Here is a 19,527-nt window from a genome sequence, read left to right as displayed (position 1 = left end):
CCGGGTGAGACTGCGGCTGTCAACGGGTGCGGCCAGGTCAGGCCCGCTCGCGCGCGGAGACGATCACGTCGAGGACGGCCCGCGTCTCGCGCCACGGCACCGGGCTGGGCGCCCCGGCCGCCATCGCGAGGAACGCCTCGATCGTCCCCTCGTAGCCGAGCCCCCGCACCGGATCGCCGCCGCCCTCGATCACGATCGTCTCGGTGGAGTCGCGGCGGTGCACGGTGACGGCGTACGACTCGGACTCGGAGACGCCCAGGATCTCGACCGTGCCGGTGACGCCGTCGTCCCAGCGCAGCGCCATCACCCCGGTGTCCTCGGAACGCAGGGAGGTGTAGTGCCGCCTGGCCCCCGCGGCCCCCACCAGCTCGACCTCGGGACCCATGAGCGCCACCAGCAGCTCGACCCCGTGGATCCCCATGGTCACCATCGTCCCGCCGCCCTCGCCGGGGGTGTCCTGCCAGGCGTTGTACCCGTCCGCCCAGAGTCCCACGTCATGCCGCACCGTCGCCCGCACGGCCAGCACCTCCCCCCTCACGCCCCCCGTCACGTCCCCCGTCACGTCCCCCGTCCGATCCTCGCCGCCCGGCCTGCGGATCCCGGCGCCCAGGGCGTTCGTGAAGGCCGGGGCGAAGCGCAGCACCGAGCTCGACAGCACCCGGTCGTGGATCGGCAGCGCGTCGAGCCGTTCGAGCTGGGCCCGGCTGGCGGCGGCGGGCTTGTTCACGAAGCACGCCGCCCCCGTCTCCAGCACCTGGGCCAGCGCCTCCGGCACTGCGGGATTGGGCACGGTCAGCACCACCCCGTCGACCCGCCCCGCCAGCACCTCCTCCAGGCTGCCGGCCACCTTGACGCCGGGATGCTCATCGGTGAACCGCCGCAGCCGCTCCGGATCGGGCTCCCATACGACGAGCTCGGCATGGCGGGTCAGGGTGCGGGCGTCGGTGTAGGGATGGCTGGTGGCCAGCCCCGCGAGAGCGATACGCACGGTCGTCTCCGATCTGTCGGAAAAGGGAGGCCATCATCGCAGCGCATCCACGCGAACGCGGAACGAGGGCGACGACAGATCCGTCTTACGGTCCTGACCGTTATGTGAACACAGCCGGCCACCCCATCACCCCTGAGTTTCCGCAGTTCAGGCAAGCCTTTCCTTCGTTGCGAACTTCCGTTCGACATGCCAGATTTGTGATGAGAGATACACAAATGGAGGGAATCCATGACCATCGAGCTCGCCCGCCCGCACTCCCCCGAGCAGCACCACAGCCACCGGGACGTCACCGGCGGCTGGCTGCGGCCGGCGGTGTTCGGGGCGATGGATGGGCTCGTGTCCAACTTCGCCTTGATCGCCGGAGTGGTCGGGGCGGCGGGGGCCGGGCAGGGGGCCGTGCTGGCCGGGTGCGCGGGACTGATCGCCGGAGCGTGCTCCATGGCGGCCGGCGAGTACACGTCCGTGAAGTCCCAGACGGAGCTGATGCGGGCCGAGATCGCCGTCGAGCGGCGCGAGCTGGCCCGTAACCCCGTGGGCGAGCAGGCCGAGCTGGCCGCGCTCTACCGGGCGCGTGGCCTCGACGCCGACCTGGCCGAGCGGGTGGCCGCAGGGCTGTCGGCCGACCCCGAGCAGGCGCTGCGGGTGCACGTACGCGAAGAGCTCGGCGTCGACCCCGACGACCTGCCCTCCCCCTACCTGGCCGCCGCCTCGTCGTTCTTCGCCTTCGCCGCCGGGGCGCTGGTGCCGCTGGCCCCGTTCCTGTTCGGAGCGTCCGGGCTGCTGGTGGCGCTGGTGCTGAGCGTGCTGGCGCTGTTCGGGTTCGGGGCGGCGGTGGCGGTGATGACGGCCCGCCCGTGGTGGCTCGGCGGCCTGCGCCAGCTCGCGCTCGGGGTCGGAGCGGCGACCATCACGTTCGGCCTGGGTCACCTGCTCGGGGTGAGCGTCTCCTAGTACGCCGGCGACACGGCCGTGGTGAGGTCACCTCGCCTGAGCGATCCGGCTCATCAGGCCACGGATAACGCCGAAGCAGGAGAATGACAAAACGCCGGCTCTGTCATTTATGCGACCGTTCGATTCTCCAGCTCGTCCAAGAACCGTTCCACGATGCCGGAATTCCGCACGTTCTCCGTCAATGACTCCCCGATCATTCGGCTCGCAAGATCGGTCGACAGCCGCCCGATCTCGGGGCGAAGTCGAGCGAACGCCGCCTGCCTGTCGGCCTCGATCTGGGCGTGCGCCGTCTCGATGAGCCGGCGCGCCTCGGCCTGCGCCTGCGCGCGGAGCTCGGCCTTGATCTGGGCGCCCTGCTCACGGGCTTCCTCCCGCAGCAGTGCCGCCTCGCGCCGGGCCGTTTCCAGCTGCTCGTGATATCGCCGCTCCAGATCGCGGACCTCCTCCTGGGCCCGCGCCGCCCTGGCGATCGCACCGTCGATCGCGTCGGCCCGCTCGGCCAGCGTCTTCTGCAGGCGCGGTACGAGCACGTTGCCGACGACGAACAGCGTGACGAGGAACACGGCGAATCCGACGACGAACTCGTAGTACTGGTCCGGGAAGAGAGGGTTCATGCGTGGACCTTTCGTCGGCGTGGTACGTCGAGGTCGGCATGATGAAGAGAAACGCCGGTGGAAGATTCAAAGTAACATCGCGAAGCCGACGAAGAAAGCGCGGAATTCAGCCCGATCAGCAGCCGGACTCGGCGAATTCACCCGTCATTCGCCGCGGCACGTCATGGGCGGCCGGCGGTGGCCAGTTTGAGGCCGAGGCCGATCAGAGCGACGCCGGTCAGGCCGTCCACCGCCCTGCGGACGGCCGGCCTGCTGAACACCCGGCGCAGCAGGCTCACGACGTTCGCCACCACCAGGAACCACACGATCGTCCCGGCGAGCGCCACCGCCGACAGCGTCAGCGCCGACAGCCCGGAGGCGAGGAACTGCGGCACCAGGGCCACGAAGAACAGGGCCGCCTTCGGGTTGAGCACGTTCGTCAGCAACCCCTCGGCGAAGGCGGCCCAAGAGCCGCGCCCGCCCGCGTCGGGGACGTGCAGTTCGGGGGTCCCGCCCCCGCGCAGGGCCGCGCGCAACGACTTGACGCCCAGGTAGATCAGGTAGGCCGCTCCGACCACCTTGACCACGGTGAACGCGAGCGCGGATGCGGCCAGCAGCGCCGCCACGCCGGTGGCCGCCGCCGTCACCCAGGCGAACACGCCCACCGCGATGCCCGCCGCGGCGGCCATGCCGTGCCCACGCCCGGAGACCGCGGAACGGCGTACCACCACCGCGAAATCGGGCCCCGGCGACATCGCCCCGAGCAGCACCACTCCACCGAAAGCCGCGATCTGCGCCATGGAAGTCACACCGTCCACCTTACGAGCACCGCCTTCGCACCCGCACGACCCCTGTCGCACACCGGAGCCCGGGGAACGCCGAGCGGCGCCGTCCCATGACCCTGCTCAACCGAGGCCGAAGCTTGCGAGCGCGGCGCCGTCCCATGACCGTGCTCAGCCGGGGCCGAGGCTTTCGAGCGCGGCGGCGGCACGTCCGCGCTCGTCCTCGTCGCCGGTCTCGGCGGCGATGGCCAGCGCCAGCCGGTGCCGCCGCGCGGCCTCGCCGTCCCGGCCCATGGCGCGCAGCGTCTCACCGATCCCGTTGAGCACGCTCGCCTCGCCGTACCTGTGCCCGGTCGACCGGAAGATCGCGAGCGCCTGCTCCAGGTGCCGCAGCGACTCCTCGGACTCCCCCTGCCGGCCCAGGGCGGCGCCGAGGTTGCTCAGCGCGGTCGCCTCCCCGTCACGGTGGTCGATCTCGCGGAACAGGCTCAGCGCCGCGCGCAGCCGGGCGACGGCGAGCGTGTCCTCGCCCAGCGTGCTGTGGATCTGGCCGAGGTTGCACAGGGCGATGGCCTGCCCGGATCGCTCGCCGAGCGCGGCGAACACGTCGTGCGCGGCCAGGAGGTGCCGCGCCGCCTCGGCGTGTTCGCCGATCGACTCCTCCAGGTTGCCCAGGTTCGTCAGTGCGGCCGCCTGGCCGAAGGGGTCGTCGATGTCGCGGTAGAGCGCGACGGCCGCACGGTGCCGGGCGGCGGAGGAGGCGAACTCGCCGAGGCGCTCCTCGATGATGCCCAGGTTCGACAGCGAGCGGGCTTGGCCGTGCCGGTTGCCGACGCGCCGGCACAGCTCCAGCGCCTCGGTCAGCTCCTCGGCGGCCGGGCCGTAGCGGCCGAGCAGCCGCAGGACGACACCGGTGTTGGTGCGCAGGTGCGCCTCACCCCGCACGTCCCGCAGCGCCCGCGTGGCCTCGACGGCGCACTCGTAGATCGGCAGCGCCTCGGTGCCGTGCCCCGCCTCCAGGTAGCGGTGCAGCGCGGCGGCCAGGGCGACCGCCCGCTCCGGACGTCCCCACCTCACCGCGAACTGGCAGATCGTGCCGAACGCGGCCAGTTCGCCGTCCAGCCACGCCAGCGCCGCTTCCGGCGAGAGCGTGACGTCGCCGGGCGTGAGGGCGAGCCCGGCATGCCGGCGGCTGCCGCTCCACCCGGGGTAGAGGGTGTCGCTCGCCGAGACGGCGGTCGTGCAGTAGTGCTCCAGCAGCCGGTCCACGGCCGCCTGCCGGTCGGCCTCGCCGTCCACGGCCAGGCTCAGCTCGGCGGCGTACGCGCACAGCAGGTCGTGGAACCCGTAGCGGCCCAGGGCGTCACAGCGCAGCAGGTGCGCCGAGGCGAGCCGGTGCAGCAGCCGGGCCGCGCCGAGCTCGTCGAGGCCGGACAGCGCCGCCGCGCACGCGACCGTGGAGTGCGCCGCCGGATTCAGGCTCAGCAGCCGGAACAGATGCTGCGCCGCCGGGTCGAGCAGCCGGTACGAGCAGCCGAAGACGTGCCGGATCGCCGCCCCGCCGCCCCCGTCGAGCAGTTCCAGCGGACCGGCCCGGTACAGCCGCGTCACCACGCCGGCCAGCGGCAGGTGCGCCTGCGCCCCGGCGTACTCGGCGGCCAGGCGCAGCGCCAGCGGCAGGCGGGCGCAGATGGCGGCCAGGTCGTCGACGCTGCCGGGGTCGTCACCGGCCTGCTCCCCCAGCAGCCGGCGCAGCAGGTGCGCGGCTTCGGCGGGGGGCAGCAGGTCCAGCTCGACGCGGTGCGCGCCGTGCAGGGCGACCAGCGCGGCCAGCCGGTCCCTGCTGGTGATCACCATGAGGGTGTCGTGCGTGCCGGGCAGCAGTGGCCGTACCTGCTCGGCCGAGGCGGCGTTGTCGAGCAGCACGAGCAGCCTCCGGCCGTCTGTCTCGGTACGCCAGAGCGCGGCCCGGGCCTGGGCCTCGGCCGGGATGTCCTGGTCGGGCACTCCGGCCGCGGTCAGCAGGCGGCCCAGCGCCTCGTGCGGGGACAGCGCGTGCCCGGCGTCGTCGCCGCGCAGGTCGAGGTGGACGCGCCCGTCGGGGAACAGCGCGCGGTTGCGGTGGGCCCAGTGCACGGCGAGCGCCGTCTTGCCCACGCCCGCGGTGCCGCAGATCGCCACGATGCCCGGTGCCCGGCGGGCGGCGGCGGAATCCAGCAGGGCCAGCTCGCCGGCACGGCCGGTGAAGTCCGGCACCGGCGCGGGGAGCTGCTGCGGAACCCTCGGCGTGCCCCGGCTCTCCTGCTCCTGGAGGAGCTGCCGGTAGGCCCGTTCGAGCTCGCCGCCCGGTTCCACACCCAGCTCATCGGCCAGCACCAGGCGGGTGGCCTCGTACCGTTCGAAGGCGAGTGTGCGCTGGCCCGTCGCCTGATAGGCGCGGATGAGCGTGGCCTGCACCGCCTCGTCCAGCGGGTTCGCCGCGCCCTGCACCGCCAGCGTGGCGACGATCTCGGCGGCGTTCCCCGCCCGCAGCATCAGGTCCCAGTAGGAGAGCCGCGCGCGGCTGCGCTCGACCTTCAGGCCCCACACCTTGGGGTGGCCGTCGAGCGCCGGCACGTCGCACAGGGGGTCGTCGTCCTCCCACAGCCGCAGCGCCTCGCGGAACAGCGCGGCGGCCCGCGCCGGGTCGCCGTGGCTCTCCGCCTGCCGCGCGGCCGCCACGCTGCGCCGGAAGCGCAGCAGGTCGAGGGCGCTGTCCGGCAGGCGCAGCAGGTAGCCGTCGCCGACGGTGGCGAGCACGCCGCCCTGGTCGCGCGGGCTGTGCGCGGGGTCGAGCAGACGGCGCAGGTGCCTGGTGTGGGTGTGCAGCACGTTGACCGCGCTGGACGGCGGCCGGTCGCCCCACAGCGACTCGATCAGCTCCCGGCGGGTGGTCAGCCGCCCGGCGTTGAGCGCCAGCACCCCCAGCATCAGGCGGCGGGCGGGCGGCCCGGCGTCGACCTCGCGATCATCGTGCCACACCCGGAGGCGGCCGAGCACCTGGACGACCAGCACCGCCACAGTGTTCAGCAAACGTCCAGAGCCTGTCCAGAGGCCGGGGTTCTGCTTCGCTCGACAGATCCTTTTACGAAGGGAGAAACCCGTGGTCAGGTGGAAAGCGGGGATGGCGAGCGTCGCTTTAGGACTGTTATCCGTGTTCGTCCCCACCCCGTCGGCGACGCCGACCGCGACGGTGGCGGTGGCACCGGACAAACCCGCGCCGGAGCCCGCCGCCACGCAGGCGTGCGGCACCGATCTCCAGCAGGAGGCGGCGGCGCTCGCCGCGGACGGCAAGTCCGGGAACGCCACCTGCGTCCGCAAGCAGACGAGGAAGGCCGGCGCCTCCAAGACCGCCAAGGACGAGGCCGGGCTCGCCGCCGACATCTGCGGCGGCAGCCCCACCCTGAGCCGGTCGGCCAACTGCGTGATCGAGGACGGCCTGCTGCTCATCTTCACCGTGCCGAACGGGGTCGTCATCGGCTCGATCCAGTTCACCGTCTCCAGCCTGACGACCCTCGACTACGGCTCGCTGGACTGGACCCAGTCGTGGCATTACCAGGCCAACAACGTGGCCGGCCCGGCGATCCCGGCGGTCCTCGACACCTTCGTCTACGCCGAGCCGCAGTGCCTGGCCAGTTGCACGGTGCCGCGCAGCGGGCTGGTCGGCGGGTCAGCGCTTCCCGGCCGCGTCCAGTCGGCCACCACGTACTTCAGGTCCCCGCCGGGTGGCTACAAGTGGGACGCGCACGGCGGGATGAGGTACTGGTTCGCCAACGCGGCGTGGGTCAACCCGACGACGATCGCCTCGATCACCGCGCCGGCCGTGCACCGCTGCGACGACGCGCTGCCCGGTTACCCCACGGGCTGCGTCTACGACTCGGCCCGCCCGGTGCTCGACGTGCTGACCTACCGTTATCCGGCGTACGCCCAGCACCTGCGCCTGGCCATCGTCAAGTACCGAATGCCGAGCGTCCTGACCAGGACCCAGAACGAGACCCTGATGGACAACAACTACAAGACGGCCTGCCCACCGGGGCACCCCAAACCCACGACACCGGGGACCTGGTCGTGTGACGAGTACCCGTTCAAGTCCACCTACAACGGTGCGTACTCTCAGCCCTACGGCCGCAACATCTTCTGGATCGACTGGAACACCGGGAGCGGGTTCACCTGCAACGCGGTATGGCTGCCGACCCGGTCCGACAACGACTCCGGCGGCTACAGCGTGTGCATGATCCCCCTGGCGGAGAACACCCTCGGCGGAGCCGACCTGAGCGCCTTCTACTACAAGTCCCGCGTCCTGGACGGGGACCAGTTCCAGGTCCGCGTCATCTGACCACCTCGCCTGGCGACGCGGCACCGCACCGGGCCGCGGGACCGCGCCGCCAGGCAGGCCTCGCGATCACGCCGGCCACCGCCGGAGGGACCGCACGCCGTCGAACGGGCCGATCGTTGCCGGACGGACCGGACGCACCCGTACGGACCGGGCGCAGCCTGACGGACCGGGCGCAGCCTGACGGACCGGGCGCACCCGTACGGGTGCGGGATGGTGTGTCGTGTGATCGCTGTGATCGCTGTGCCGAGCTGCAGGCGGGTGCGGGCCGCGCGTCGTCCTGACGTCCCGCACCCACGCGGTCGCCGGGGTGGTCAGCGCTTGCGGCGGCGGCGCTTGAAGATGGCGCGGAGGGTGAGCAGCAGGACGACCGCGACGAACTGACCGCCGATGACGATGCGGTTGACGTCGACGGCGGGGCGCCACAGCGCCTCACCGTTCTTCAGGACGTACACGCCGGCCGGGGTGGCGCTGAAGCCGAAGCCGCCGCCGGAGCCGCCGCCTTCCTCGCCCTTCTCGCTCCTGCCCTGGCCACGGCCTCCGCCGCCGCCCTGGGCGACCCTGGCGACGGGGATGATGACGATGTCGCCGTGGTGGATCGGCTCGCCGAAGACCCGGTTGACGGTCGCGGCGTCCTTCGACTGCTCCATCAGCTCCATGATGTCCATCCCCCCATGCTCGTCCTCCCGAGCTCCCCCGTCGAACATGGCCCGCACCCCGGGGGGATTTCGGACAGTCCCGAGGAAGGGAGCAACGGAAGGCGCAGTCAGCAGCGCGGCAACCGGAAAACGCCGAAGGCAACCCACGAAGGGCACCGCCGGCGGACGCGCGGCAACCGAAGGAACGGTCGGAGGCCGCCCAGGGAGGGGGCAGCGTCGACAGCGCTCCCCGGCCGGATGGGGGCGGCCCGTAAACCCGAGCCTGGTCACCGCCCGCAGACCCCAACCAGATCACCGCCCGCAGACCCGAGCCGAGTCACCGCCCGTGGACCCCAACCAGGTCACCGGCCGCAGGCAACCCACGAAAGGGCACCGCCGGCGGACGCGCGACAACCGGAAGAACGGCCGGAGGCCGCCCAGAGAGGGGGCAGCGTCGACAGCGCTCCCCGGCCGGGTGAGAGCGGCCCGTAAACCCGAGTCGGGTCACCCCGTAGACCCGACCCGGTCACGGCCCGTGAACCCGAGCCGAGTCACCGCCCGGGGACCCCAACCAGGTCACGGCCCGTAGACCCGAACGGAAGGCGCAGTCAGCAGCGCGGCAACCGGAAAACGCCGAAGGCAACCCATGGAAGGGCGCCGCCGGCGGACGCGCGACAACTGGAAGAACGGCCGGAGGCCGCCCAGAGAGGGGGCAGCGTCGACAGCGCTCCCCGGCCGGGTGAGAGCGGCCCGTAAACCCGAGTCGGGTCACCCCGTAGACCCGAGCCGGTCACGGCCCGTGAACCCGAGCCGAGTCACCGCCCGGGGACCCCAACCAGGTCACGGCCCGTGAACCCAAGCCGAGTCACCGCCCGGGGACCCCAACCAGGTCACGGCCCGTAGACCCGAGCCGAGTCACCGCCCGGGGACCCGAGCCGGGTCATCCCCGTGGACCCGAGCCGAGTCACCCCCGTAGACCCCAACCGGATCACCGCCCGCAAACCCGAGCCGGGTTCGGAGCCAGCCGACGATGGGTGGTCAGTCGAAGGTGGTGGAGATCTCGTGCCAGCCGCCCGGCGGGATCTCGGCCGCCGGTGCGGGGCCCCAGGTGCCCTTCTCGTACGGCAGTGGCCGATCCGTCAGGTCGAGCACCGGCTGGATGATCCGCCACGACTCCTCCACCAGGTCGAACCGGGCGAATCTGCGCGGGTCGCCGCTGACGGCGTCGGACAGGACGCGTTCGTAGGCGGCCTGCATCGGCCCGAGCACCTTGGTGAAGTCGACACTGACCGGAACCGGGCGGGTGTGTTGTTTGCCGGGCTCCTTGGCGAGCAGGTCGAAGGTCACACCGGCGTCGGGCTGGAGCCGGAACCGGATGAGGTTGGGCGCGTCGGGCGCGTCGCCGTTGCCGAACATCGTCACCGGGGGTCTGCGCAGCTCCGCCACCACCTCCAGGTCGGTGACGGGCAGGCCCTTGCCGGAGCGGATGCACCAGGGCACGCCGGCCCAGCGCCAGTTGTCGATGTAGGCGCGCAGGGCGACGTAGGTCTCGGTGGTGGAGTCGGGGCGCACGCCGTCGGTGCCGAGGTAGCCGTCGTACTGGCCGCGCACCACGTCGGCCGGGTCGATGGCCTGGACGGCGCGCAGCACCCGCCACTTCTCGTCGAGCTGGGCCCGGGCGTCGGTGGAGGGCGGCGGGTCCATGGCGAGGATGGCGAGCAGTTGCAGCAGGTGGTTCTGCACGACGTCGCGGACGGTGCCGTTGGCGTCGTAGAAGCCGCCCCGGTCGCGGACGTCGAAGTCTTCGGCCATGGTGATCTGCACGCTGCGGATGTGGGACCGGTTCCAGATGGGTTCGAGCAGCGTGTTGGCGAACCTGAACACCATGAGGTCCTCGACCGGCTCCTTGCCGAGAAAGTGGTCGACCCGGCGCAGGTGGTCCTCGTCGAAGAACTTGAGCAGCTCGCCGTTGAGCTCGCGGGCCGAGGCGAGGTCGTGGCCGAACGGCTTCTCCACCACGAGCCGCGCGTCGCGGTTGAGGCCCTCGCCCGCCAGCCCCTCGGCCACCGCGGAGAACAGCGCCGGGGGGACGGCGAGGTAGTGGACGAGGAAGCCCTTGCCCTCGGTCTCCTCGCGCAGCCGGGCGAACGTGGCCGGGTCGCGGTAGTCGCCGGTGATCAGGCTCAGGTTGCCGGCCAGCTTGTCGAAGGCCGCGTCGCTGACGCCGCCACAGGCGGTGCGGGCGAACTCGCGCAGCCCGTCGAGGCCCATGTCGGTCTTGGCCACGCCGATGATCGGCAGGTCGAACCGGCCGTCGGCGGTCAGGTGGTAGAGGGCGGGCAGCAACATCTTGCGTGCGAGGTCGCCGGTGATGCCGAACAGCACCAGCGCGCCGGCCCGCGTCTCGTCGGGCCGCATGTCAGACCCGCCTTCCGCGCAGCCGCCGGTATCGGCGGACGAGTTGCTCGGTGGAGGGGTCGGGGAAGGTGGCGGGCGGCTCGTCGGAGGTCAGCGCGGGCGCGAGGTCGAGCGCCATCTTCTTGCCCAGCTCGACGCCCCACTGGTCGAAGGAGTCGACGCCCCAGATGGTGCCTTCGACGAACACGGTGTGCTCGTAGAGGGCGACGAGCTGGCCCAGCGTGGCGGGGGTGAGCTTGGTGGCCAGGATGGTGGAGGTGGGACGGTTGCCCGGCATCACCTTGTGCGGCACGATCTCCGGCGGGGTGCCCTCGGCCGCGATCTCCTCGGCGGTCTTGCCGAACGCCAGCGCCGTGGTCTGGGCCAGCAGGTTGGCGGTGAGCTGGTCGTGCATGCCCTCGCGGTCTTCATGAGGCTCGGCGAAGCCGATGAAGTCGGCCGGGACCAGCCGGGTGCCCTGGTGCAGGAGCTGGTAGAAGGCGTGCTGGCCGTTGGTGCCCGGCTCGCCCCAGAAGATCTCGCCGGTGCCGGTGGTGACGGCGGCACCGTCGGCGCGCACGGACTTGCCGTTGGACTCCATCGTGAGCTGCTGCAGGTAGGCGGGGAAGCGGTGCAGCCGCTGGCTGTAGGGCAGCACGGCGCGGGTCTCGGCGCCGAAGAAGTCGTTGTACCAGACGCCGAGCAGGGCCATCAGCACCGGCATGTTGGCCTCGAACGGGGCCGTGCGGAAGTGCTCGTCGATCGTGTGGAAGCCGGCCAGCATCTCGCGGAAGCGCTCGGGCCCGACGGCGATCATCAGGGACAGGCCGATGGCGCCGTCGTAGGAGTAGCGGCCGCCCACCCAGTCCCAGAAGCCGAACATGTTGGCGGTGTCGATGCCGAACTCGGCGACCTTGGCGGCGTTGGTGGAGACGGCCACGAAGTGGCGGGAGACCGCGTCCTCACCCAGCGCGTCGACCAGCCAGCGGCGCGCGACCCTGGCGTTGGTGAGCGTCTCGAGCGTGGTGAAGGTCTTGGAGCTGATCACGAACAGCGTGGTCGCGGGGTCGAGGCCGGCCAGGTTGCCGGTGATGTCGGCCGGGTCGATGTTGGAGACGAAGCGGGCGGTGATGCCGGCGTCGGCGTAGTCGCGCAGCGCTTCGTAGGCCATGGCGGGGCCGAGGTCGGAGCCGCCGATGCCGATGTTGACGACGGTCTCGATCGGCTCGCCGGTGGCGCCCCGCCAGTCCTTGGACCTGACCCGGCCGGCGAAGCCGCTCATCTTGTCGAGCACGGCGTGCACGTCGACCACGACGTCCTGACCGCCCACGACGAGCTCGGCCTCGCGCGGCAGGCGCAGGGCGACGTGCAGGACGGCGCGGTCCTCGCTGACGTTGATGTGCTCGCCGCCGAACATGGCCGCGATCCGCTCCCGCAGACCCGCCCGCTCGGCCAGGGCCGTGAGCAGGCCGAGGGTCTCCTGGGTGGCGCGGTGCTTGGAGTAGTCGAGGTAGAGGTCGCCGGCGGTCACCGTCATGCGCTCGGCTCTGCCGGGGTCCTGCGCGAACAGCTCGCGCAGATGCCGGCCGGCCAGCTCTTCCTGGTGCTTGCCCAGAGCCGCCCACTCCGGGGTCTGGGTGATGTCGCCGTTCACGTTTTTCCTCCTCGCGTCGCCAAGCCGATCATGCCTGGCCCCATCGTCCCGTAACCGTGTACCCGCCGTGGTTGATTCCGCGCACGGCGGAGCCGAGTCTTGGGAAAGGCATCTCCTTCGCAGATCATCGCGGGGGCGGATGAGGGGCGCCCCTGTCCAGGGGTCTGACAGGGCCCCCTCAGCAGTGCGCTCGCGGTCTTACCTTCGAAGACATGGACATCTCCTCACGTACTGTCTTCATGATCGGCGGCACCTCGGGCATCGGGCTCGAACTGTCGCGCCGTTTTCTCAAGGCGGGCAGCGCCGTCGTCGTCGGCGGCCGCCGCGGCGACGTGCTCACGCGGCTGGCCGGCGAGGGCTTCGCCACGGCCGAGATCGACGTGACCGACGCCGGCTCGGTCGCCCGCGCCCGTGACGAGGTGCTCGGCGCGCGTCCGGACCTGGACACGGTGGTGACGATGGCCGGCACCGGGATGCCGGAGGAGCTGCGTGACCCGGCTCACTTCGCGCAGACCGAGACGATCATGGACGTCAACTTCCTGGGCACCGTGCGGGTGATCGACGCGTTCACCCCGCACCTGGTCGCGCGTGGCGCGGGGACGATCGTCACGGTCAGTTCGGGGATCGGCTTCCTGCCCTTCCCCTTGATGCCGACGTACGCGGCGTCGAAGGCGGCGGTGCACGCCTACAGCGAGGCGTTGCGGGCGCAGCTGGCCGGCACCGGGGTCGAGGTCGCCGAGCTGGTCCCGCCGGCGGTCGCGACCGGCATGGGCGGCGCCAACCCGCGCGCCCTGGCGCTGGACGACTTCGCCACGGAGGTCATGGACCTGCTCGCCCAGGACCCGACACCGGACGAGATCCTCGTACGGGGCGTCCTCATGCACCGCTGGGCCGAGCGCGACGGCACCTACGACGAGCTCGTCGCCCAGCGCTCCCAGGCCCTGGCGACCCTCCCCGGCCGGGCCCGGACGCAGCCGCACGCACAGGAGCAGCTCCACGTCCAGGCCCAGGGCCGGACACAGGCCCCGGGCCGGACACAGGTCCCGGGCAGGCGCTGAAGCCCATGCCCATGAACGGCTCGGGGACGAACCGGCTGGGCGCCTACCTGCGGGCCCGGCGCGGCCTCGTCTCCCCCGAACAGGCCGGGATCCCCGCAGGAGGGGCCCGCCGGGTGCCCGGCCTGCGCAGGGAGGAGGTCGCCATGCTCGCCGGGATCAGCGCCGACTACTACCTGCGGCTGGAACGGGGCCGCGACACCCGCCCCTCCCCGCAGGTCCTCGACGCGCTCGCCCGCGTGCTCATGCTGGACGAGGTCGAACGCGCCTACCTGCACGACCTCGCCGGCACGGCCGCCGCGCCCCGCCGCCCCGGACGGCGCAGACCGCCACCGCGCGTCCCGGCCCGGCTGCACCACCTCCTCGCGGTGGTGGGGGTGCCCGCCTTCGTGGAGAGCCGCACGTTCGACGTCCTGGCCGCCAACGCCCTGGCCACCGCGCTCTCACCCCGGTTGCGGCCGGGCGAGAACCGGCTGCGCTCACTCCTGCTCGACCCGGAGGAACAGGCGTTCCACCGGGACTGGGAGGCGTCGGCGGCGGGCATCGTCGCCGCGTTCCGCCAGACCGCCGGCGACGACGCCGACGACGCCCGCGTGGTCGAGCTCGTGGGCGAGCTCTCCCTGGCCAGCGGACGCTTCCGGCGGCTGTGGGCCCGCCACGACGTCAGGACGCTCGACGGCGGGACCGCCACCGTCGACCATCCCGCGCTCGGGGAGCTGCGCCTGCACCGCGACAAGCTCCCCGTGGGAGACGTCCTGCTCGTCCTGTACTACCCCGACGCCGGGAGCGAAACGGCGGAGAAGCTGAAGCTGCTCGGATCCCTCGCCTCGATCCCCGAGGAAGGGTCAGTGGGACTCCCGCCCGACGTGGTCGCCGGATGAGCCGATGAGGAAGTCGAGGTCGGCGCCGCGGTCGGCCTGGGTGACGTGCTCGACGTAGAGGCGTTCCCACCCGCGTGCGGGCCGCGCGTGACCGGTCATGACCGGCTGCCTGGCGGCCAGCTCGGCGTCGGGCACGTCCACGTCGAGGCGGCGGGCGGCCACGTCGAGCACGATCGGGTCGCCGGTGCGCACTCTGGCCAGCGGCCCGCCGGCGGCGGCCTCGGGGGCGGCGTGCAGAACGACGGTGCCGTACGCGGTGCCGCTCATCCGGGCGTCGCTGACGCGCACCATGTCGCGTACCCCCTTCTCCAGCAGCTTCGCGGGCAGCGGCAGGTTGCCCACCTCGGGCATGCCGGGATAACCCTTGGGCCCGCAGCCGCGCAGGATCAGCACGGAGGTCTCGTCCACGTCCAGGTCGGGCGAGTCGAGCCGGGCGTGGACGTCCTCCACGCTGTCGAAGACGACGGCCCTGCCGCGGTGGCGCAGCAGCTCGGGCGAGGCGGCGGCGGGCTTGATCACCGCGCCGGACGGGGCGAGGTTACCGCGCAGGACGGCGATGCCGGCGTCGGGCAGCAGCGGGTCCGAGCGGCGGCGGATGACGTCCTCGTCCCAGATCTCGGCCCCGGCGAGGTGCTCGACGAGCGGCCGGCCTGTGACGGTGATCGCGCCGGGGTCGAGCAGGTCCTCGACCTCCTTGAGCAGGGCGGCCAGGCCGCCCGCGCGGAACAGGTCGTCCATCAGGTGGCGGCCGGCCGGCTGCAGGTCCGCCAGCAGCGGCACGCCGGAGCCGGTGCGGTCGAAGTCGTCGAGGTCGAGCCGGACGCCGAGGCGGCCGGCGACGGCCAGCAGGTGGACGACGGCGTTGGTCGAGCCGCCGACGGCGGCCAGGGCGACGATGGCGTTGAGGAAGGAGCCCCTGGTCATGATCTGGCTGGGGCGGCGTCCGCGTTCGACCAGCTCGACGGCCAGGCGGCCGCTCTCGTGGGAGAGCTCCAGCAGGCGGCTGTCGGGGGCGGGGGTGCCGGCGGTGCCGGGCAGGGTCATGCCGAGCGCCTCGGCCATGCAGGCCATGGTGGAGGCGGTGCCCATGGTGTTGCAGTGGCCGCGGCTGCGGATCATGGAGGACTCGGAGCGCAGGAACGCCTCGCGGGAGAGCGTGCCCGCGCGGACCTCCTCGCTGAGCCGCCACACGTCGGTGCCGCAGCCGAGCGGGGCGCCGCGGAAGTGCCCGGTGAGCATCGGGCCGCCGGGTACGACGAGCGCGGGCAGGTCCACGGAGGCGGCGGCCATGAGCAGCGACGGGATGGTCTTGTCGCAGCCGCCGAGCAGCACGACGCCGTCGACGGGGTTGGCGCGCAGCATCTCCTCGGTGGCCATGGCGGCCAGGTTGCGCCAGAGCATGGCGGTGGGGCGTACGTTCGTCTCGCCGAGGGAGACGACGGGCAGGTTGAGCGGCACGCCGCCGGCCTCCCAGACGCCGTTCATGACGCTCCGGGCCACCTCGTTCAGGTGGGAGTTGCAGGGGGTGAGGTCGGAGGCGGTGTTGGCGATGGCGATGTGCGGCTTGCCGCCCTCGAACGCCTCGCGCGGCAGGCCGCGGCGCATCCAGGCCCGGTGAATGTAGGAGTTACGGTCGTTCCCCGAGTACCAGCGCGAACTCCTCAGATCCATGCTCGGCACCTTATCGGCGCCCCAGGGGATTCATCACGCTCTGTGGAGGAATCAGCAGGGGCATGGACCACACAGACATGGACCACATAGACGCGTACTGGCGGGCGGCCAATTATCTGTCCGTCGGGCAGATCTACCTGCTGGACAACCCGCTGCTCACCGAGCCGCTGCGGCCGGAGCACATCAAGCCGCGCCTGCTCGGCCACTGGGGCACGACGCCCGGCCTGAACTTCTGCTTCGCCCACCTCAACCGGGTGATCCGCGAGCGGGACCAGGACATGATCTACATCGCGGGCCCCGGTCACGGCGGGCCCGCGGCGGTGGCGCACGCGTGGCTGGAGGGGTCGTACTCCGAGCGCTATCCGGACGTGTCGCAGGACGTGGAGGGCATGCGGCGGCTGTTCCGCCAGTTCTCCTTCCCCGGCGGCATCCCCAGTCACGTGGCACCGGAGACGCCGGGATCCATCCACGAGGGCGGCGAGCTGGGGTACGCGCTCGCGCACGCGTACGGCGCCGCCTTCGACAACCCCGACCTGGTGGTCGCCTGCGTCATCGGCGACGGCGAGGCCGAGACCGGCCCGCTGGCCGCGAGCTGGCACTCCAACAAGTTCGTGGACCGCCGCCGCGACGGCATGGTGCTGCCCATCCTGCACCTGAACGGCTACAAGATCGCCAACCCGACCGTCCTGGCCCGCATCCCCACCGACGAGCTGATCAAGCTCATGGAGGGGTACGGCTACCGCCCCCACCTGGTCGGCCCCGACCACGAGGAGATGGCCGGCACCCTCGACACGGCGTTCGAGGAGATGGCCGCGTACAAGGCGGGCGAAGCCGACCGGCTGCCGATGATCATCCTGCGCACGCCCAAGGGCTGGACCGGCCCCAAGGAGGTGGACGGCAAGCCGGTGGAGGGCACCTGGCGGGCGCACCAGGTGCCGCTGGCCAAGGTCCGCGAGAACGCGACGCACCTGGCCCAGCTGGAGGAGTGGATGCGCTCGTACCGGCCGGACGAGCTGTTCGGCTCGGACGGGCGGCCGGTCGCGGAGATCCTGCGCACGGTCCCGGACGGCCCGCGCAGGATGAGCGCCAACCCGCACACCAACGGCGGCGAACTCCTGGAGCCGCTGCGGCTGCCGGACTTCCGCCGGCTCGCGGTCGAGGTCAAGGCGCCGGCCGAGCAGTCCAGCGAGCCCACGCGGGTGCTGGGCGGGTTCCTGCGCGACGTGATCGCGGCGAACCCGGACACGTTCCGGCTGATGGGCCCGGACGAGACCGCCTCGAACCGGCTGTCGGAGGTGTTCGAGGTCACCGACCGGGCCTGGGACGCCGAGACGCTGCCGACGGATGAGAACCTGGGGCCGGGCGGCAGGGTCATGGAGGTGCTGAGCGAGCACCTGTGCCAGGGTTGGCTGGAGGGTTACCTGCTGACCGGGCGGCACGGGCTGTTCAACTGTTACGAGGCGTTCATCCACATCATCGACGCGATGTTCAACCAGCACGCCAAGTGGCTGGAGTCGTCGCAGAAGATCCCGTGGCGGCGGCCGGTGGCGTCGCTGACGTACCTGCTGTCGTCGCACGTGTGGCGGCAGGACCACAACGGCTTCAGCCACCAGGATCCCGGCTTCCTCGACGTGGTGGTGAACAAGAAGGCGTCGGTGGTGCGGGTCTACCTGCCGCCGGACGCCAACACGCTGCTCTCGGTCGGCGACCACTGCCTGCGCTCGCGCGACTACGTCAACGTGATCGTGGCCGGCAAGCAGCCGGTGCTGGACCTGTTCACGATGGAAGAGGCGATCGCGCACAACACGCGCGGGCTGGGCATCCTGCCGTGGGCCTCCACCGACCAGGGCACGGAGCCGGACGTGGTGCTGGCCTGCGCCGGCGACGTGCCCACCCTGGAGACGCTGGCCGCCGCCGCGCTCCTGCGCGAGCACCTGCCCGAGCTGCGGGTACGCCTCGTCAACGTGGTGGACCTCATGCGCCTGCAGCCGCCCACGGAGCACCCGCACGGCATGTCGGACGCCGAGTTCGACACGCTGTTCACCCGGGACAGGCCGGTCATCTTCAACTTCCACGGCTACCCGTCGCTCATCCACCAGCTCACCTATCGGCGCAACGGCCACGCCAACATCCACGTGCGCGGCTACAAGGAGGAGGGCACCACGACGACGCCGTTCGACATGTGCATGCTCAACGACATCGACCGCTTCCACCTCGTCATGGACGTCATCGACCGGGTTCCCGGCCTCGGCGCCAAGGCCGCGCACCTGCGCCAGCACATGAGCGACGAGCGGCTGCGGGCCCGCGCGTACACGCGGGACCACGGCGAGGACCCGGCGGATATCAGGTCGTGGACATGGCCGGGCGCATCCTCGTCCTGAACACCGGCTCCTCCTCGATCAAGTACGAGCTCGTGGACATGGGCACGGGCGAGCGCCCCGCCCGCGGCCTGGTCGAGCGCATCGGCGAGGAGTCCGGGCGGCTGGAGCACCACGCGGGCGGCGGGCCGCCGTACGAGCGGGCGGCCCGGTTCGCCACGCACGAGGAGGGGCTGGCCGCGGTCATGGAGGCGTTCGCGCGGGAGGGGCCGCGGCTCGACCCCGTCGCGGTCGGGCACCGGATCGTGCACGGCGGCGACCGTTTCACGGAGGCGGTCGTCATCGACGACGGCGTGATCGCCGCCATCGAGGAGCTGGCGCCGCTCGCGCCGCTGCACAATCCGGTCAACCTGGCCGGCGTACGCGTGGCGCGGGCGGCCTTTCCCGGGGTGGCGCAGGTGGCGGTGTTCGACACGGCGTTCCATCGCACGCTGCCGCCGGAGGCGTACACGTACGCGGTGCCGCGCGACTGGCGCGAGCGGCTCGGCGTGCGCCGCTTCGGCTTCCACGGCACCTCGTGCGCCTACGTCTCCCGCCGCGCCGCCGCCGTGCTGGGCCGTGACCTGGCCGAGCTCGACCTGATCGTGCTGCACCTCGGCAACGGCGCCAGCGCCACCGCGATCTCCGCAGGCCGCAGCGTCGACACCTCCATGGGCCTGACCCCGCTGGAGGGCCTCGTCATGGGCACCCGCTCGGGCGACGTGGACCCCGCGCTCGGCGGCTACCTCGCCCGCGTGGACGGGATGGACGCCCGTCAGGTGGAGGACGCGCTCGGTCACGCGGGCGGCCTGCTCGCGCTGGCCGGGACCGGGGACATGCGGGAGGTACGCGCCCGCGACGACGACGAGGCCAGGCTCGCCCTCGCCGTCTACACGCGGCGGATCCGCAAGTACGTGGGCGCGTACTACGCGCTGCTCGGCCGCCTGGACGCGATCGTGTTCACCGGCGGGGTGGGCGAGCACGACGCCGCCACCCGGGCCGAGTCGCTGGCCGGGCTGGACCGTCTGGGCATCGCGGTGGACCAGGAGCTGAACGCGGCGGGCTCGCGGGCGGAACGCGCGATCTCGCCGCCGGACGCGCAGGTCGCGGTGCTGGTCGTCCCGACGGACGAGGAGTGGGAGATCGCCTGCCAGGCCCACACCCTGATCGGCGGCGCCTGACGGCACG

Annotated in this window: 14 protein-coding genes; 6 read left to right on the top strand and 8 right to left on the bottom strand. The window is 72.2% G+C overall.

What is annotated here, in order from left to right; genetic code table 11:
• Window positions 1-37 precede the first annotated feature (37 nt).
• A complete protein-coding gene (locus B0I32_RS10400) occupies window positions 38-988 on the bottom strand; it encodes a Gfo/Idh/MocA family protein (protein ID WP_106237213.1) in 951 nt (316 codons plus the stop codon).
• 228 nt (window positions 989-1,216) lie between these two features.
• On the opposite strand from B0I32_RS10400, the gene B0I32_RS10395 reads away from it, so the two are divergent.
• A complete protein-coding gene (locus tag B0I32_RS10395) occupies window positions 1,217-1,939 on the top strand; it encodes a VIT1/CCC1 transporter family protein (protein WP_106237210.1) in 723 nt (240 codons plus the stop codon).
• A 107-nt stretch (window positions 1,940-2,046) separates the two neighbouring features.
• Here the strand turns inward: B0I32_RS10395 and B0I32_RS10390 are convergent, their stop codons facing one another.
• From B0I32_RS10390 to B0I32_RS10380, 3 genes are all read right to left on the bottom strand, one after another.
• On the bottom strand, window positions 2,047-2,553 hold the full coding sequence (locus B0I32_RS10390) for a F0F1 ATP synthase subunit B (RefSeq protein ID WP_106237208.1): 507 nt from the start codon (window positions 2,551-2,553) through the stop codon (window positions 2,047-2,049).
• A gap of 161 nt (window positions 2,554-2,714) precedes the next feature.
• Complete coding sequence (locus B0I32_RS10385; RefSeq protein ID WP_245955782.1) at window positions 2,715-3,332, bottom strand: LysE family translocator; 618 nt, start codon at window positions 3,330-3,332, stop codon at window positions 2,715-2,717.
• A 153-nt stretch (window positions 3,333-3,485) separates the two neighbouring features.
• On the bottom strand, window positions 3,486-6,386 hold the full coding sequence (locus B0I32_RS10380; RefSeq protein WP_181307246.1) for an AfsR/SARP family transcriptional regulator: 2,901 nt from the start codon (window positions 6,384-6,386) through the stop codon (window positions 3,486-3,488).
• 121 nt (window positions 6,387-6,507) lie between these two features.
• Between B0I32_RS10380 and B0I32_RS10375 the strand changes: the two genes are divergently transcribed.
• A complete protein-coding gene (locus tag B0I32_RS10375; protein ID WP_181307244.1) occupies window positions 6,508-7,689 on the top strand; it encodes a hypothetical protein in 1,182 nt (393 codons plus the stop codon).
• Window positions 7,690-8,000: 311 nt separating this feature from the next.
• On the opposite strand, the gene B0I32_RS10370 is transcribed toward B0I32_RS10375, so the two are convergent.
• The 3 genes from B0I32_RS10370 to pgi form a co-directional block, all read right to left on the bottom strand.
• Complete coding sequence (locus B0I32_RS10370) at window positions 8,001-8,354, bottom strand: GerW family sporulation protein (RefSeq protein ID WP_106237201.1); 354 nt, start codon at window positions 8,352-8,354, stop codon at window positions 8,001-8,003.
• A 1,008-nt stretch (window positions 8,355-9,362) separates the two neighbouring features.
• Window positions 9,363-10,742 (bottom strand): glucose-6-phosphate dehydrogenase, encoded by a 1,380-nt coding sequence (gene zwf, locus B0I32_RS10365; protein ID WP_106237199.1) that lies wholly within the window; start codon window positions 10,740-10,742, stop codon window positions 9,363-9,365.
• Window position 10,743: 1 nt separating this feature from the next.
• A complete protein-coding gene (gene pgi, locus B0I32_RS10360; protein WP_106237196.1) occupies window positions 10,744-12,375 on the bottom strand; it encodes a glucose-6-phosphate isomerase in 1,632 nt (543 codons plus the stop codon).
• Between the two features lie 212 nt (window positions 12,376-12,587).
• Between pgi and B0I32_RS10355 the strand changes: the two genes are divergently transcribed.
• On the top strand, window positions 12,588-13,433 hold the full coding sequence (locus B0I32_RS10355; protein ID WP_106237193.1) for an SDR family oxidoreductase: 846 nt from the start codon (window positions 12,588-12,590) through the stop codon (window positions 13,431-13,433).
• Window positions 13,434-13,438: 5 nt separating this feature from the next.
• Window positions 13,439-14,311, top strand: coding sequence for a helix-turn-helix transcriptional regulator (locus tag B0I32_RS10350; protein ID WP_245955731.1), 873 nt, complete (start codon window positions 13,439-13,441; stop codon window positions 14,309-14,311).
• Here B0I32_RS10350 and B0I32_RS10345 read toward each other — a convergent pair.
• Complete coding sequence (locus tag B0I32_RS10345) at window positions 14,276-15,982, bottom strand: IlvD/Edd family dehydratase (protein ID WP_106237188.1); 1,707 nt, start codon at window positions 15,980-15,982, stop codon at window positions 14,276-14,278. The genes B0I32_RS10350 and B0I32_RS10345 overlap by 36 nt on opposite strands.
• 62 nt (window positions 15,983-16,044) lie before the next feature.
• Between B0I32_RS10345 and B0I32_RS10340 the strand changes: the two genes are divergently transcribed.
• Together B0I32_RS10340 and B0I32_RS10335 are read left to right on the top strand one after the other, a co-directional pair.
• The gene (locus tag B0I32_RS10340; RefSeq protein WP_106237186.1) at window positions 16,045-18,363 is read left to right on the top strand and encodes a phosphoketolase family protein; all 2,319 of its coding nucleotides are present in this window, start codon (window positions 16,045-16,047) and stop codon (window positions 18,361-18,363) included.
• On the top strand, window positions 18,339-19,520 hold the full coding sequence (locus B0I32_RS10335) for an acetate/propionate family kinase (protein WP_181307242.1): 1,182 nt from the start codon (window positions 18,339-18,341) through the stop codon (window positions 19,518-19,520). Before B0I32_RS10340 ends, B0I32_RS10335 begins: the two co-directional genes overlap by 25 nt.
• Window positions 19,521-19,527 lie beyond the last annotated feature (7 nt).

Source organism: Nonomuraea fuscirosea, assembly GCF_003001935.1.
GTDB lineage: Bacteria > Actinomycetota > Actinomycetes > Streptosporangiales > Streptosporangiaceae > Nonomuraea > Nonomuraea fuscirosea.
This window is presented reverse-complemented; position numbering and strand designations above follow the sequence as displayed.

What these genes read in the sequence shown, in the direction of transcription:
- zwf (WP_106237199.1), bottom strand. Translation starts at nt 10,742, where the DNA reads ATGCGGCCCGACGAGACGCGGGCCGGCGCGCTGGTGCTGTTCGGCATC.
- B0I32_RS10340 (WP_106237186.1), top strand. Translation starts at nt 16,045, where the DNA reads ATGGACCACACAGACATGGACCACATAGACGCGTACTGGCGGGCGGCC.
- B0I32_RS10355 (WP_106237193.1), top strand. Translation starts at nt 12,588, where the DNA reads ATGGACATCTCCTCACGTACTGTCTTCATGATCGGCGGCACCTCGGGC.
- B0I32_RS10335 (WP_181307242.1), top strand. Translation starts at nt 18,339, where the DNA reads ATGGCCGGGCGCATCCTCGTCCTGAACACCGGCTCCTCCTCGATCAAG.
- B0I32_RS10345 (WP_106237188.1), bottom strand. Translation starts at nt 15,982, where the DNA reads ATGGATCTGAGGAGTTCGCGCTGGTACTCGGGGAACGACCGTAACTCC.
- B0I32_RS10390 (WP_106237208.1), bottom strand. Translation starts at nt 2,553, where the DNA reads ATGAACCCTCTCTTCCCGGACCAGTACTACGAGTTCGTCGTCGGATTC.
- B0I32_RS10350 (WP_245955731.1), top strand. Translation starts at nt 13,439, where the DNA reads ATGCCCATGAACGGCTCGGGGACGAACCGGCTGGGCGCCTACCTGCGG.
- B0I32_RS10385 (WP_245955782.1), bottom strand. Translation starts at nt 3,332, where the DNA reads ATGGCGCAGATCGCGGCTTTCGGTGGAGTGGTGCTGCTCGGGGCGATG.
- B0I32_RS10395 (WP_106237210.1), top strand. Translation starts at nt 1,217, where the DNA reads ATGACCATCGAGCTCGCCCGCCCGCACTCCCCCGAGCAGCACCACAGC.
- B0I32_RS10370 (WP_106237201.1), bottom strand. Translation starts at nt 8,354, where the DNA reads ATGGACATCATGGAGCTGATGGAGCAGTCGAAGGACGCCGCGACCGTC.